The organism is Bradyrhizobium sp. in8p8 (genome assembly GCF_000426845.1).
In the GTDB taxonomy this organism is placed as follows: domain Bacteria; phylum Pseudomonadota; class Alphaproteobacteria; order Rhizobiales; family Xanthobacteraceae; genus Bradyrhizobium; species Bradyrhizobium japonicum_C.
The window spans coordinates 182,684-197,880 of record NZ_AUGD01000006.1 but is presented as its reverse complement, the minus strand read 5'-3'; the positions used below and the strand labels follow the sequence as shown (position 1 = coordinate 197,880).

The window sequence follows — 15,197 nt, the reverse complement described above, 5'->3', positions numbered from 1 at the left end:
TATGTTGCTCGGCTACCATGTCGAGTGGTGGTGATATCTTGCCGCTGTGTGGTCTCAGGAAAGCGACAGATGCGGGTCAGCTTTCGCACGCTTGCTGGATCGACGTACGAGATCGCAGTTTCAGCCGCTGGGGTCCGCCGGCACTCGAGCATGAAGAAACCCGCGGCGGATTGCTCCGCGCGGGTGTGACGAACTTTCGATGCTGCCAGTATGCCGGTGTTTTGCCCGACGAGTCAAAGGAGCGCGCGCGTCGCCCGGCAGCTTCGTCGTCGCTGACCGAAGAGCACATTGATCTCAATGCTCCGGCTACTGTGCATGGGGTTGTTTTCGCAGTTTTCGTTTTGCGTTGCCGCCATGGCCGCGCTCACCGCCGGCGGCGCGGCGCCTCGGCCTTGGCCGGCGGCTCGGTCTGCGGGGTGCAGGTTGCAGCCTGAAGCGAGCTTTGCGCCTGCGCCATCAGGCCGGGCTCGGGGGCGAGCGCCTTCATCAGGATCAGGCCGGTCGTGGTCGGGGAATCGATGATCAGGCGGTCGGCCGCGGTGACTTCTTCGTCCTCGGGCAGCTCGCTGTGTTGCGCTTCCGTCATCAGGTCGAGCTCGATGACCTTGCGGCCCGCCGAGCGGTCATTGATGGCGTAATAGGCGATCTCGTTGCGGGTGTAGAACGACAGCGAGGTATAGGCCTGACTCACCGGCACCGTGAGCTTGATCGGTCCGCTCGACAGATCGTAGCGGCAGATCGCCAGCGCAAAGGCAGGATCCATGAACGGCATCGGTGACGTGCTGGGGTCGGCGAGGGGAAGCTGGGTGACCGCGTTCACCTTCGTCATCGGCGTCAGCCGCGAATAGGCATCCTGCGTCGCGATCCGCGGCAGCGCCAGCACGCTGACGAGATGGACCACGAGGCCCAGCACCACGCCCGCGACGATCGTGAATGCGAGTCGTATCATGAGCAGCCCACCGTCGTGATGCTGGGCATCGGCGCATCGCGCTGGGTGCGCGTCGCAACCCCGACCGGCGTGTCGTAGAGCCGGAGCATCAAGGCGTAGCGCTCGATGCCGCCGGTCGGCAGCCAATTGCCGGCGCGCGATCGCGAGGCAATGCGGATCTCGAACGAGCCGTCGGACTGGCGCACGATCTCCTGGCTGGTGAAGCCGTAGCGCTGCAGCGAATTGGCGACGAGATGGCCCTTGCGGTCATACAGCGTCAGCGTCCAGAACCGCGCCGGCGGCGTCACGCCGGAGACGATCACGTCGCAGCGGCCGTCGAGCGCCTTCCTCTTGTCGTCGGTCGTGGCGGTGAAGGCGACACCGTCGCCGGTGCCGATCGGCAACTCGCCATTGCGCACAATGGTGGCGCGCGAATAGGGATCGACGTCGGCGGTGCCGGTGCGCGGGCGGGCGGTCCAGGGGCCGATGGTCAGCGCGCCGATCTCGGTGCCGCGCGTCGTCGTCATCCAGGTCGCACCCAGGCCGACCACCGTCGCGAGAAGAAGCGCCGTCAATGTGATCAGGATCAGCCGCACGGGTTTCGATCAGTTCTTGCGCGGGGCGGAAGTGTTGGCGTTCTCTTCCGCATAGTTCTGCGGGAAGGCGAGCGCGCTCGTCGACGAGGACGGCTTGGCCGGATTGCTGTCGGCATCCGTCGATTTGTTCGCAGTCCTGGCCGCATTGTCGAGCAGCCTCTCGACGCGCACCAGAATGTCGGCGCCACGCTTGGTCAGCACCGGCGGAGGACCCGGCTTGGTCTCCAGCACCTTCGGCGCCGCATTGGCGTGCGCGTTGCTCACATGATGCGGCGGCAGCTTCTGGCCCATGCCGACGCCGGGGATCTCCCTGACCTCGACGCCCTGATGCGCCGCAAGCATGATGTCGTGCCAGGTCTGCGCCGGCAGCGAGCCGCCGGTCATGCGGTTGGTCGGCGAATAGTCGTCGTTGCCATACCACACCGCGCAGGTGAAATTGCCGGTGTAGCCGACGAACCAGGCGTCGCGATACGCATTGGTGGTGCCGGTCTTGCCCGCGGTCGGAATGCCGTCCAGCGCAGCACGGCGCGCCGTGCCCTCGCTGACGACGTGGCTCATCATGCCCGCCATGTCGGCGGCGACGGAGGCGGGAATCGCCTGCCGCGGCTTCGGGCCGTCGCGGTCCCAGCGCCAGACGAGATCGCCTGCGCCGGTGCGCACCTCCAGCACCGCATGCGGCGTCACCGCCTTGCCGCGGTTCGGGAAGGTGGCGTAGGCGACCGCATGCTCGAGCACGGTGACTTCGTCCGAGCCGATCGGCAGCGACGGCGTGTCGGGCAGCGGCGCCTTGAGACCGAACCGGCGGGCGACCTCGACGATCTTGGCGCGGCCGACCTTGGCCGGGTTCGGCGCCTTCGGCTGTTCCCGCCGGCCAATCTCGATCGACAGCTTCACCGGCACGACGTTGATCGAGCGCGTGATCGCCTGCGTCAGCGTCACCGAGCCGGAATAGGAATGGCCATAATTCTGCGGGCACCAATTGCCGATGCAGACGGGACCGTCGACAACGACCGAGTTCGGCGTGTAGCCGTTCAGCAGCGCGGTGGTGTAGACGTAAGGCTTGAACGAGGAGCCGGGCTGGCGATAGGCGTCGGTGGCGCGATTGAACTGGCTGGCGCCGTAGTCGCGGCCGCCGACCATGGCGCGGATGCCGCCGTCGAGATCGGCAACGACCGTCGCGGCCTGCGTCGCGTGATAGTCGCGGCCGAACTGGCGCAGCTGGTTCTCGACTGCGTCCTCGGCCGCTTTCTGCACGTTGGAATCCATCGCGGTGCGCACCACGAAGACGCGCTCGGTGTAGGACTTCGGGAAGGTGTCGACCAGCTTGCGCATCTCGTCGAAGGCGTAGTCGAGATAATAGTTCGGCGAGGCCTCGTCGCGGCGGTCGACGGCGAACGCCGGATTGCGGCGGGCGCCGAACACCTGGCCCTCGGTCATGAAGCCGGCATCGACGAGATTGTCGAGAACGACGTTGGCGCGGGCGCGGGCGGCGGGCAGGTTGATGTGGGGGGCGTATTTGGTCGGCGCCTTGAACAGGCCGGCGAGCATCGCGGCTTCCGCCAGCGTCACGTCGCGCGCGGACTTGTTGAAGTAGAAGTGCGCCGCGCCGTCGACTCCGAAGGTGCCGCCGCCCATATAGGCGCGGTCGAGATACAGCTTGAGGATCTCGTTCTTGGTCAGGCGCCATTCCAGCCAGATCGCGAGGAATGCTTCGTTGACCTTGCGCTCGATGGTGCGCTCGTTGCTCAGGAACAGGTTCTTGGCGAGCTGCTGGGTGATGGAGGAGCCGCCCTGGCGGACGCCGCCGGCCTGGGCGTTGGTGACGAGCGCGCGGGCGGTGCCGGCGATGTCGATGCCGAAATGCTCGTAGAACCGGCGGTCCTCGGTGGCCAGCGTCGCCTTGATCAGCACGTCGGGAAAATCTTCCAGCGGGATCGAGTCGTTGTGCTTGATGCCGCGGCTGCCGATCGGATTGCCGTAGCGGTCGAGGAAGCTCACGGCGAGGTCGGACTTCTTCAGCCAGTCCTCGTCCGCGGTTTCGCGGAACGCGGGGATGGCGAGGGCGAGCATCACGACGAGGCCGCCGAGCCCGAGCGTCGCAGCTTCGGAGAGCGGCTCGATGAACACCCAGCGCTTCCATCGTCCGACATAGAACCGGTCCATGAAGGTCGAGTAACGCTCGTAGAGCTCGCGGATGCCCTTGGCCGAGGAGAACAGCGAGGAGTCGATGCGCGCATCGAGGTCGAGGAAGAAATTCCGGACCCTCTGCTTCCAATGCGGTGGTATGATCTGGCGCACCTAGAACCCTTGAGGCTTGCTTCGAAAGCGTTCAAGCACCCGGCCGGGGCGGCATCGAGACGTCTTGAGGGAATGTTGCGGCAAACCCAAGGCGCCCGGCCAGCATCCGAGGGACTTGCTGTTTCTTCTAGCCGAGCGGGGCCCATAAACCAATGGTCACGCTCGCGATTTTGAACAACAGGCATAAATGCCCCCGGGCAATTACGGGCTTCGACAAGGCCTTGCTTGCACCTTTGCGGCCGCGCGCCCTAGATGGCGTCGCCGTAGCTCTTTTCGAATTTTATCGAGGCGCATGACCGCAGCTCCCAAACGACCTTCCGGACAGGAAGGATTCTTCTGGAAAACCAAGACGTTGGAAGAGATGTCGGGGCCCGAATGGGAAAGCCTGTGCGACGGCTGCGGGCGCTGCTGCCTGAACAAGCTGGAAGACGAGGACACCGGTCAGATTTATTTCACCCATGTCGGCTGCAAGCTGCTCGATGGAGCCAGCTGCGCCTGCAAGGACTACCCGAATCGTTCCGACAAGGTTCCGGATTGCGTTCGCCTGACCCCGGCCAATGTCCGCACCCTGAACTGGCTGCCGCCGAGCTGCGGCTACAAGCTCGTCGCCGAAGGGCGCGACCTCTATTGGTGGCATCCGCTGGTCTCAGGCGATCCCAACACGGTGCATGAGGCCGGCGTCTCCGTGCGCGGCCGGGTCGAAGGCAGCGAGGAGCAGATCCCGGACGAGGAGCTGGAGGATCATATCGTGCAATGGCCGGCGACCTTGCCGAAGCGGGCTCGCCTGAAGCGACGTCCGAAGGACTGAACCGCCGCGTGATGCGGGTCACGCGTTCGGGATGACCCGGTGGCGGGATGCACCCATGCGCCGCGGTGCCTGCCTGGGGAAAGCTTTGCTGTCTACATTGGACTGCATAGAACGAATCCTTCGCGGCGTTGCGCCGCCTCACGACGCCCGATCGAGATGAACAAGTTCGAACGGCAGAGCGCTGCCGACGTCCAGACGTTGCCTGACGATATCGCCGAAGAGCTGTCCCGGCTTCCCAGCGAGGTCATCAGCGTCGATGACGCCCCGTCCATCGCGCCGCCGGTACCGCTGTCGCAGGACGAGGTCCGCACCATCGTCATCAGCCTGATGCTGACGATGTTCCTGGCCGCACTCGACCAGACCATCGTGGCGACTGCGCTGCCGACCATCGGGCGCCAGTTCCAGGACGTCTCGAACCTGTCTTGGGTGATCACCGCCTATCTGCTCGCCTCGACCGCGGTCGCGCCGGTGTTCGGTACGCTCAGCGACATCTACGGCCGCAAGGCCATGATAATCACCTCGCTCAGCCTGTTCGTCGCGGGCTCGGTGCTGTGCGCGGTCGCGCCGAACATGCCCATGCTGATTCTGGCGCGCGGCCTCCAGGGCCTCGGCGGCGGCGGCATCATGCCGGTGGTGCAGACCGTGATTTCCGACGTGGTGAGCCCAAGGGAGCGCGGGCAATACCAGGCCTATTTCTCTAGCGTCTGGATGGTCGGCGGCATTCTCGGCCCGGTCATCGGCGGCGTCTTCGCCGAGCATCTGCACTGGTCGATGATCTTCTGGATCAATCTGCCGCTTTCGGCCGCTGCGATCGCGCTCTTGCTGCCGAAGATGAAGAAGATCCCGGTGTTCCACCGCAAGCGCAAGGTCGACTGGCTCGGCGGCGTGTTGCTGATGGCCTCCGCGGTCGTCTTCATGTTGGTGCTGACCTGGGGCGGCACGCGTTTTCCGTGGCTGTCGCCGACCGTGCTCGCGATGGTGGGCGGCGCGGTCGCGCTCGCCGTCACCTTCGTCTGGCACGCCCGGCGCGCGGACGAGCCCTTCCTGCCGCTGCCGCTGCTGGGTGGAAGCGTCGTGCCGTTCGGGCTGATGGCGGGGGGCTGTGCGCTCGGCGCCATCACGGGCCTCACGGTCCAGCTCCCGCTCTATTACGAATCGGTCTACCGCCTCAGCGCCAGCGAGGCGGGCCTAGCGCTGATCCCGCTTGCGGCTGTCTCGACCTGCGGTGCGGCGATCGCCGGACGTACGATGGCGCGGGCCAAGCACTACAAGCGTGTCGCCATCATCGGGACGTCCTGGGCCGCGCTGTGCGGCCTTGGTCTCACGCTCACGACGCTGCCGCTGTGGGGCCTGTTGACGCTGATGGCCGCGTTTGCGCTCGGCCTCGGCACAACCTTTCCGGTCTGCGTGGTCTCGGTGCAGAATTCTGTCGCACGTCCGCAGGTTGGCACAATCACCGGCGCGTTGAACTTCTTCCGCTCGCTGATGTCGTCGTTCACGGTTGCGGCGTTCGCGGCCATCCTGCTGATCGCGCTCGGTGCAGACATTCCGCTCGGCGAGCATCACGCCGCAGGTAGCGTCGCTATTCCCGCCGAGGACATGCGGCACGCGTTCCGCTACGTGTTCGGCGCGGCCACTGCGCTGATGACCGCTGCTGCTCTCTGCCTGATCGCGATGGAGGAGCGGCCGCTGGCCGGTCCTTCGGCGAAGCAATCCGCCGAGATGGTGGAGTAGCGGCTAGCCCCGTCCGCCCGCAAAGCTGCTCTTCCGCGGCAGCAGAATCGTGAACTCGGTGAATTCGCCCGGCACGGTCGCGACGTCGATCGTTCCGCCATGCTGTTTCACCACGATGTCGTGGCTCATCGACAACCCGAGGCCGGTGCCTTCGCCGGCCGGCTTGGTGGTAAAGAACGGATCGAACATCTTCTCTTTGACCTCGTCCGCAATCCCGGTGCCGTTGTCGCGAATGCGGATCTCGATGCTGTCGCCGCGGTCGCGCGTTGCGGCGGTCACCTCCGGCTCGTAACCGGCCACGCCGTCGGCCTTGCGTCTGGTGACCGCGTGGAATCCGTTCGAGATCAGGTTCAGCAGCATCCGGGTGATCTCCTGCGGAAACACTTCGGCTTGCCCGGCCGCCGGATCGAGCTCGCGCTTCAGCCTCACATCGAACCCCGGCTTCTCGGCGCGGGCACCGTGATAGGCGAGGTTGAGGCTCTCCTCGACCAGTGCGTTGATGTCGCTCAGCCCGTGCTCGCCGCCGCCCTCGCGTGAATGCAGCAGCATGTTCTTGACGATGGAATCGGCGCGCCGTCCGTGCTGCACGACCTTTTGCAGATTGTCCTTCAGGAGTCCCGTCAGCTCATCGACTTCGCTGCGGACGTCGTCTGCGAGCGTGACCGGCGCGAGCAACTCGTTCAGCTCGTCCGTCAGCTCTGCGGAGAGCGATGCGAAGTTATTGACGAAGTTGAGCGGGTTCTTGATCTCATGGGCGATGCCGGCGGTGAGCTGGCCGAGCGAAGCCAGCTTCTCGGTCTGGATCAGCCGGTCTTGCGCCGCGCGCAGATCGTCCAGCGATTTGGCCAGCTCGCTGGTGCGGGTCGCGACCTCGTTGAACAGGCTGACGTTCTTGATCGCGATCACGGCTTGATCGGCAAAGGTCTGGAGTAGCCGCACATGATGATCGGCGAAGCTGCCCGTTGCGCGCCGCGTTGCGATGATGATGCCGATCGCTTCGCCCTCGCTCATTAGCGGCGTGAACAGCATGCTGCGATAGCCGCGGGCGCGCGCGATGTCGCGCGCGGCGGGCTCGAGTTCGGTGTCGGGCAATTGCGCCGCGTGACCATGGGCCACGAGCTGGTGGGGCGGGAATCGTGCGAACTGTACTGGGAACGAGGCCTGGAGCACGCGATCGCCGGCGGGATCGGTCGAGGTGAATGCCGCAAGATGCACGGCGCCGTCGATATAGCGCAACACCGCGGTGGAGAAGCCATCGATCAGCCGGTTGGCATTGGCAGCGATGGCGTCGAAGACCGGCTGCATATCGGACGGCGAGGCGGCCATCACCTTCAAGATGTCAGCTGTCGCGGTCTGCCGCTCCAGGGCCTCGCGTGTCTCATTGAACAGCCGCGCATTCTCGATCGCGATCACCGCTTGGTCGGCAAAGGTCTGGAGCAGCTGGACGACATCAGGCGCGAACGCACCGGGTTCGGCGCGCGTGACGCTGATCATGCCGACCGGCGTGCCCCGGTTCATCAGCGGCATGAACAGGACGCTGCGGAAGCCGCGAAGCCGTGCCAGCTCCCGGTTCAGCTCGGGAACCTCGGCCGCCTCGCTGTCGGGAAACTGGATCGTCTTTCCGTCGCGCACGAGGGCAAAGGTCGGGAAGTCGGAGATCTTGCGCGGGAACGACGCTTCGAGCCCCTTGTCCGCCTCCGGGCTGGTCGGCGTGAATGCCACGAGGTGCAGCTCGTCGCCGATGAACTGGAGCACGGTCGCCGAGAAGCCGCCGAGCAGGCGCTTGGAGCTGGAGGCGATCGCCGCGAAGACCGGCCGCGCATCGGAAGGAGAGGCCGCGATGGTGCGGAGGATCTCGGCGCTGGCGCTCTGTCGATCCCGCGCAATCGCAAGCTCGCTGCGCAGCCGCGCGCTCTCGGCGGCGAGCTCATCGGCGCTGTTCGTCGGAGGGTTAATCATTCGCAATCCGGCCCTATGCCGCACCTCCCACCTCACCGGGCCGGATTATCACATCCTCCGCTGCTGGAACCAGTGTCGGAAGACTTGCTGAAATCCGCCTCGCTCATGTGCCCGGCCGCGACACCTCGGTCTCCTTGCTGGTAATGAACTCCAGCAGCACCGGAACGCCTTCCTGCGTCTTCTGAATGCCGCGCTTGATCGCGGGTATGATGTCCTCCGGGCTCGTCACCCGCTCGCCATAGCCGCCGAAGGCGCGCGCCATCGCGGCATAATCGCCGGAAATGTCGGTCGAGCGATATTTCTCGGTCGAGATCGGCATCACCTTCAACTCGATCGCCATCGAGAAATTGTTGAGCAGGATCGACATGATCGGGATGCGCTCCCGCACCGCGGTCTCGAAATCCATGCCCGTGAAGCCGATGGCTGCGTCGCCCCAGATATTGATGCAGAGTTTGTCGGGCTTTGCCAGCTTGGCGCCCATCGCGAGCCCAAGGCCATAGCCGAGCTGGGTCGTCTTGCCCCAGCCGAGATAGGTGAGGGGCTCGACGGATTTCCAGAACGGCGAGAGCTGGTCACGGGGGCTGCCGGCATCGTGCGTGATGATCGTGTTGCGGATGTCGACGGTGTGCTGCAAGTCCCAGAGCACGCGATAAGGGCTGAGGGGCGCGTCGTTGCTGGTAAGCTTCGGCATCCATTTCGCCAGCCACTCCTTGTGCGAGGCCGCGATCTCGGCGGCGACCGCGGAGGCGTCACGATCGGATGTGACGGTCCTGCCGATCTCCTCCAGCAGCGCGTCCAGCACGAGGCCGGCGTCGCCGACCAGGCCGATCTTGGCTTCCACGTCCTTGTTGAGATGATTGGGATCGAGCGTGGAATGGATGATGGTCTTGCCCTTCGGCATCGCAATGCCGAAGTTGGTTTCGGTGAAGGAGCAGCCGATGCCGAAGATGACATCGGCTTCAGTCAGAAATTTCGGCACCGCGCGCGGCACGGCGAGCCCGCCGGAGCCGAGCGAGAGCGGATGCGTTTCTGGAAAGGAGGATTTCCCGCCCAAGCTGGTGGTGACTGGGATCGCCAGCCGCTCCGCAAGCCGTTTCAGCTGTGGCCACGCCTGCGCGTAATGCACGCCCTGGCCGGCATAGATCACCGGCCGCTTTGCATTCACGAGCAGGCTGGCTGCTTCCTTGACGTGAACAGGGTCGGCGCCATAGCGGGTGCGCAGCACCGGCGTATAGTCGAGCGGCTCCGGCACCTCCTCATTCCACATGTCCGCGGGAATTTCCACGATGACGGGCCCGCCGCGGCCGTTCTTCAGCCTGGTGAAGGCGCGGCGGAAGATGTTGGCGACTTCAGTGGCGAGAATGATCGGCTCCGACGATTTCGAAAACGGCTTCATCGCCTCGCTGGAATTGAAGTTCGGCTCGATATGCGCAAGCCGGCGCTGATAGCCCATCGGCAGCACCAGGACGGGCACGGATTCGCCGAAACACTGCGCGACGCCGCCCATCGCGTTCTCCGCGCCCGGCCCATGCTGCATGCAGAACGCGCCGATGCTGCGCCCCGACGTCACCCGCGAGATCGCATCCGCCATGTGGATCCCGACGCGCTCCTGCCGCACCATCACGGGGCGGATCTCGGCTTTGGCCGCATGCTCGATCAGATGGTTGACGGGATAGCCGCAGAGGATCTCGATTCCCTCGCGCCTCATGATTTCCGCAATGGCGGTGCCGAGCTTCATGGCGTCTCTCTCCTTGGGCTAGGCCGGTTGGTCCGGCTGATTAAAGGTGAGAGGATCAGGAATTCGTTGAGGCGTAAAGCGGGAGCGGCCAACAGCCCGGTAGGTCAGCTATGCAACGAGCTGCAGCGAAGCATCCAAAGCCCCTCGGCGGAAAGATTCTGGATCGCTTCGCAGCAAGGGCTCCTTGCTATGACGAATGTTGGGAGTAACGCTGAGAGCTATCTCGGCCATCAGCGTTGCTCTACGCGTTTTCCTCCAACGCGCGGCGCAGCCTTCGGATGATGACCCCGCGGACGCGGTCGTCGGCGGCGGCGGCAATACGATCGTTGATATCGAGCATGAGCTCGGACATCTCGTTGTGCCAGTCGAGACGGGTCACGGCCTCCGGCGAGAGCCGCCGGCGATGATCTGGGTCGAGCACGCGCGGTTCCGGTGCGGAGAGCTCATAAATGTCGTCCAGCATCGGCTGGTAGACCTTGGCTGCCGGTATGATGCGTCCGGCCACGCGCTCGGCCAGCCCGGCAATCGCCTCTTCCTCGCCGTGCACCAAAAACAGCCCGCGGGAGATGGGCCGGCGCGCCGCGATCCAGCTGGCCATGCCGGCACCGTCGGCATGGCCCGAATATTCGTCGATCATGCGGATGCGGGCGGCGACCTTGATCTCCTCGCCCTGGATCCGCACGGCCTTGGAGCCGTTCTGGAGGAAGCGGCCGAGCGTGCCGTTGGCCTGGAAGCCGGCGAGCAGCACGGTCGCACGCTCGTTCCACAGCCAGCGCTTCAGGTGGTGGCGTATGCGGCCGGCATCGCACATGCCGCTCGCGGCGATGATGATGTGGAACCCGGACAGGCGCATGATGGCCTTGCTCTCGTCCGCCGTCTCGGTGAATTTGAGATGCGGCGAGTTGAGCAGGCGGGTGACGTCGACGGACGGGTCGAGGCTCTCGGCATGTCGCCGGAATACCTCGGTCGCGCGGATCGCGAGCGGAGAATCGAGGAAGATCGGTGCCGTCGGTATCTCGCCGTGCTCCATCAGGTCGACGAGGTCGACGATCAGCTCCTGGGTGCGCTCGACCGCGAAGGCGGGCAGCAGCAGCGCGCCGCCCGCCGCCGCAGCATCGCGCACCTCGGCGGCGAGGTGCTTGCGGCGGAGCGCAGGTGTCGTGGCCTCACGTACCCGGTCGCCATAGGTCGCTTCCGAGATGACGTAATCGAAGTCGGTCGGCGCTTCGGGATCGGGCTGGAGCAGCTTGGCCTCGGGTCCGACGTCGCCGGAGAGCAGCACGCGCAGCGGACGCGTCGAGGCTCGCTCGGCGATCTCGAGCTCGATCGAGGCGGAGCCGAGCAGATGGCCGGCGTTCCAGTAGCGCGCGCGGACGCCCGGGATCACGTCGGTCCAGCGTTCGTAATCGACCGGACGAAACGACTGGAGCGATGCGATCGCATCGGCCTGTGTGTAGATGGGCGCTACCTGCTTGCGCCCGCGCGAGGCGTTGCGCCGGTTGAGCTGCGTGACTTCCGATTCCTGGATGCTGCCGGCGTCGGGGAGCATGTAGGAGCAAAGGTCGATCGTGCCACGCGTCGCCAGGATCGGCCCCTCGAATCCCGCGCGCACGAGTTTTGGCAAGAGACCGCTATGATCGATGTGGGCGTGCGTGAGCAGAACGGCATCGATATCGGCGGGGCGGAACGGAAAGGCGCCGTAGTTGAGCTCCTTCAGCGTCTTCTGGCCCTGGAACAGGCCGCAATCGACCAGGAAACGGCCGGCCGCCGTCTGGAACAGGTAGCTCGAGCCGGTTACGGTGCGGGCGGCACCGCAGAATCGAACGGTGATGCTCATGTCGTCCTTCCCGGAAGATGTGTCGTCGTCAGTTCGGACCGCAAAGCGGCGGCGAGAATTTCGTCGAGCGCAATCGCATTGGTCGGATGCGGTACGCTGTCGGTCGAGCGAACAGACCGTATGCCGGCCTCAGCGAACGCAGCCACCATCGCGGCTGGAAACAGGGCATGCGTCACGACTGCATCGACGGAGATGGCGCCCATTGCTGTCAGCGCCTTTGCCGCGGCGATCAGGGTCGTGCCGGAGGAGACGATGTCGTCGACCAAGAGCGTCGGTCGTCCCAAGAGCAGAGCGGGATCGGCAAAGCTGAGCGCCACGGAACGGTCACCGTGCCGGGTCTTTCGCGCCACTGTGTGCTGCAATCGCAATCGCCTCGCGACATCGCTCACCCATGGCTCGGACTCCACGTCGGGGCCGATTACGACGGTCGACGGACCGACGCTGTCCTTTGCCAGTGCATTCGCGACGGCCGGCATGGCTGACAGATTCTCCGCTTCGATGCCGGGAAAAACAGACCTGATGTCGGGAGTGCGATGCAGGTGCGCATCCACGGTGACGACGCGATCCATTGTCGTTGCAAGCAAACGGCCCATGGCGCGCTGGCTGATGGCCTCGCCGGCATGAAATGCTGCGTCCTGCCGCATGTAGCAGAGATAGGGCGCGACCAGGACCAGCCGCCTCGTGCCGTTACGTCGCAGGGCTTCGGCCGCGAACAGCAGGGTGATCAGCTTGTCGTTGGGTTGATCGAGCGGGGCGTAGAGAATCGTCGTGTCGGTCGCCGGCGCGACGGCGACGCGCAGTTCTCCGTCGGGAAAACGATGCACCGCGATCTCGCCGCAGGCGAGCCCAAGCCGCGCTGCGAGCCGCTTCGCCGCATCGGCGCCGCACGACAATGTCTGGAGCGCGATCGTGCTCACGGCGTCGTCTTGCCCGGGGGCGTCTCATGACCGTTGATCAGGTAGCCGGTCTCCTCTGCGGTGGCCGCTGCGGCCAGATCATGCTCGGGGCTATCGAAGGTGTAGACGCGATAGAGCGGCTCGCCCTGCTCGACGCGGTCGCCGATCTTCTTGAACAAGCGGATGCCCGCGCCCTTGTCGAGCGGCGCGCCGGCGGTGCGGGCAAGGCGATTCATGCGCAGGCAGTCGATTGCGGATACGACGCCATCATGCGTTGCCTTGACGTCGAAGCTGAGCGGTCCCAGCTCGGTGCTGCAGGTGGAGGGACCCTGGGCCTCGATGATCTTCTGCATCTGCTTCAGCGCCGCGCCGCTGTCGAGCAGCTCCCGCGCGCGCGCATAGCCGGCCCCGCCGCGCAGCTTCGGATCGTACTCCAACAGATGGGCGGCGAGCCGCAGCGACTTCTCGCGCAGGTCGCGCGGCGCGTCCTTCTCGTTGCCGAGAACAGCCACGACGTCGTTGGCCTCGAGCACCGGGCCGATGCCGTTGCCGATGGGCTGGCTGCCGTCGGTCGTGATCACCTCGACGGCGCGGCCGAAGCGGTCGCCGACGAATTCGAACAGCTTGCGCAGACGCATGGCCTCGACGCCGCCGGTGACCTTGGCGGTCGGCCCGACCGGAATGTCGATCAACAGATGGGTCGAGCCTGCCGCGATCTTCTTGGACATGATGGAGGCGACCATCTGCTCGCGGGTGTCGAGACTCAGCGGGCGTTCGACAGAGATCAGGACGTCGTCGGCCGGCGACAGGTTCACGTGCCCGCCCCAGATCAGGCAGCCGTTGCAGTCCGAAACGATCGCCTTCATCTCCTCGACGCCGATGTTCACCCGGGCCAGCACCTCCATCGTGTCGGCGGTGCCGGCAGGCGAAGTGATGGCGCGCGAGGAGGTCTTCGGGATCGGCAGGCCATGGGCGGCGACGATCGGCACCACGACCATCGAGGTGCGATTGCCGGGAATGCCCCCGATGCAATGCTTGTCGACGACGACAGGGGTCGGCCAGACCAGTTGCGTCCCTGCCTGCGCCATTGCCCCGGTGAGGGCGAGAAGCTCGTCGCTGGTGATGAAGCTCGCCGAACCGATCAGGAACGCGGCGATCTCCATGTCGGAGTAGCGATAATGCGCGAGGTCGCTGATGATCGCGCCGATCTCGGCCTGGCTCAAGGTTCGTCCCCGGATCTTTGCGCGCACGGCTTCCAGGCTCTCCGGAGGCGAGGCGGGCCTGACCGTGACAAGTGTGCCGATGGGCTCCGCAAAGCGCCGGAACGCAGGCTCGGAGAGACCGATCTCGTCCGGACCGGCCAGCATCTCGTCGTCCGTGATCAGCAACGTTGCCAGCAGAACCTTGCCGCCCTGACGAAGCTCGACACGGCTGAAGCCGCGGAAGATCTCCGCGCGCAGCGCCTTCGAATGCCTGGAGACGACGACGACGTTCTCGCGGCCGGTATCGAGGCGGACACGGCGGATTTTCAGTCGGGAGTGCGGAAGGTCTGGATGCATGGGCGGGCCGGCAGCAGGGAGTTGGATCTCCATGCTTAGACGTCGCCGTCCTGATGCTGTTGACTCAGATCATGGCCTGCGACAGTGGCAGACTCGCGTACTGTCGCGACATCCTCGAGCTCAGGAGGCGCCATAGGTCGGGGGGCCGCCTACTTCGTCGCTGCGCTGATCGAGTTGAACTTGTTGTTCAGGAGGGCGCCGCCCGTGCTGTTCACGACGGTGACGATAGCGAGCGCAATGCCGGCGGCGATCAAGCCATATTCGATTGCGGTTGCGCCATTCTCATCGGCAAGGAAACACCTGATCAGACGCATTGCCACCTCCTGTTCATCCGATCCAACGTATGGCCGCGTCTCATCGGAAGCATCAATCAATCGAACAAGTCTTATCCGCCAATAGAATTAAGTCAGGGCGAGCCCGCCACCGCTCATACGACGGCATCCATTAAATTTGGGTTCCATCGATTCGTTCAAATGGACTCAAATCGGGTGCCCTCGGGGCTCTGAGGGCGGGATGCGCTGCAGGGCCGTGGTTCGCGCGGCTTCTTAACCGTTTGTTGAGCTTGCCGGCAGGGACGTCTCTGCCGCTCATCCGCGCCGGCCCGTTGCATTCAGCGCCCGCAATGTCGCGATGCGGGCGAACATCACCCAGCCGCCGCCCGTCTCGGCCGCATTGATCAAGGTTTCGATCGCGGTCTGCCAGTGCGCCTCGTGCTGAACGTCGTCGGGCAGCTGCATGATGTAGTCAGCCGCATCTTGAAGCGTGAGCAGCTTGATTTTGTTGCTCACGCGAACGGGATCGTCGAACGCGGTCGACCACGGCATGTCAGGCCGGCCGATCGGCG

12 protein-coding genes are annotated in these 15,197 nt (G+C 65.2%); 2 read left to right on the top strand and 10 right to left on the bottom strand.

The window, feature by feature from the left end:
• Positions 1–364: 364 nt before the first annotated feature.
• From K408_RS0117550 to K408_RS0117540, 3 genes are read right to left on the bottom strand one after another with little or no spacing between them, the layout of a single operon-like run.
• Complete coding sequence (locus tag K408_RS0117550) at positions 365–949, bottom strand: DUF1254 domain-containing protein (RefSeq protein ID WP_024339832.1); 585 nt, start codon at positions 947–949, stop codon at positions 365–367.
• Entirely contained in the window at positions 946–1,524 is a 579-nt protein-coding gene (locus tag K408_RS0117545) for a DUF1214 domain-containing protein (protein WP_024339833.1), read from the bottom strand. Before K408_RS0117545 ends, K408_RS0117550 begins: the two co-directional genes overlap by 4 nt.
• Before the next feature lie 9 nt (positions 1,525–1,533).
• The gene (locus K408_RS0117540; RefSeq protein WP_024339834.1) at positions 1,534–3,822 is read right to left on the bottom strand and encodes a transglycosylase domain-containing protein; all 2,289 of its coding nucleotides are present in this window, start codon (positions 3,820–3,822) and stop codon (positions 1,534–1,536) included.
• Positions 3,823–4,114: 292 nt separating this feature from the next.
• Between K408_RS0117540 and K408_RS0117535 the strand changes: the two genes are divergently transcribed.
• Positions 4,115–4,630 carry a YcgN family cysteine cluster protein gene (locus K408_RS0117535; RefSeq protein WP_024339835.1) on the top strand — a complete coding sequence of 172 codons (516 nt, stop codon included), beginning with the start codon at positions 4,115–4,117 and terminating at the stop codon, positions 4,628–4,630.
• A gap of 156 nt (positions 4,631–4,786) precedes the next feature.
• Entirely contained in the window at positions 4,787–6,364 is a 1,578-nt protein-coding gene (locus K408_RS0117530; RefSeq protein ID WP_024339836.1) for an MDR family MFS transporter, read from the top strand.
• A 3-nt stretch (positions 6,365–6,367) separates the two neighbouring features.
• Here the strand turns inward: K408_RS0117530 and K408_RS0117525 are convergent, their stop codons facing one another.
• From K408_RS0117525 to K408_RS0117495, 7 genes are all read right to left on the bottom strand, one after another.
• Positions 6,368–8,323 (bottom strand): GAF domain-containing sensor histidine kinase, encoded by a 1,956-nt coding sequence (locus K408_RS0117525; RefSeq protein ID WP_024339837.1) that lies wholly within the window; start codon positions 8,321–8,323, stop codon positions 6,368–6,370.
• 103 nt (positions 8,324–8,426) lie between these two features.
• Entirely contained in the window at positions 8,427–10,061 is a 1,635-nt protein-coding gene (locus K408_RS0117520) for a thiamine pyrophosphate-requiring protein (protein WP_024339838.1), read from the bottom strand.
• A gap of 241 nt (positions 10,062–10,302) precedes the next feature.
• Positions 10,303–11,898: an MBL fold metallo-hydrolase gene (locus K408_RS0117515; protein WP_024339839.1), complete on the bottom strand. Its 1,596-nt coding sequence runs from the start codon at positions 11,896–11,898 to the stop codon at positions 10,303–10,305.
• Positions 11,895–12,815 carry a ribose-phosphate pyrophosphokinase gene (locus K408_RS0117510; protein ID WP_024339840.1) on the bottom strand — a complete coding sequence of 307 codons (921 nt, stop codon included), beginning with the start codon at positions 12,813–12,815 and terminating at the stop codon, positions 11,895–11,897. The genes K408_RS0117515 and K408_RS0117510 overlap by 4 nt, the downstream gene beginning before the upstream one ends.
• A complete protein-coding gene (locus K408_RS0117505) occupies positions 12,812–14,353 on the bottom strand; it encodes a thymidine phosphorylase family protein (protein WP_024339841.1) in 1,542 nt (513 codons plus the stop codon). Before K408_RS0117505 ends, K408_RS0117510 begins: the two co-directional genes overlap by 4 nt.
• 149 nt (positions 14,354–14,502) lie before the next feature.
• Complete coding sequence (locus tag K408_RS0117500) at positions 14,503–14,667, bottom strand: Flp family type IVb pilin (protein ID WP_024339842.1); 165 nt, start codon at positions 14,665–14,667, stop codon at positions 14,503–14,505.
• A gap of 273 nt (positions 14,668–14,940) precedes the next feature.
• On the bottom strand, positions 14,941–15,177 hold the full coding sequence (locus tag K408_RS0117495; RefSeq protein WP_024339843.1) for a hypothetical protein: 237 nt from the start codon (positions 15,175–15,177) through the stop codon (positions 14,941–14,943).
• Positions 15,178–15,197: the final 20 nt, after the last annotated feature.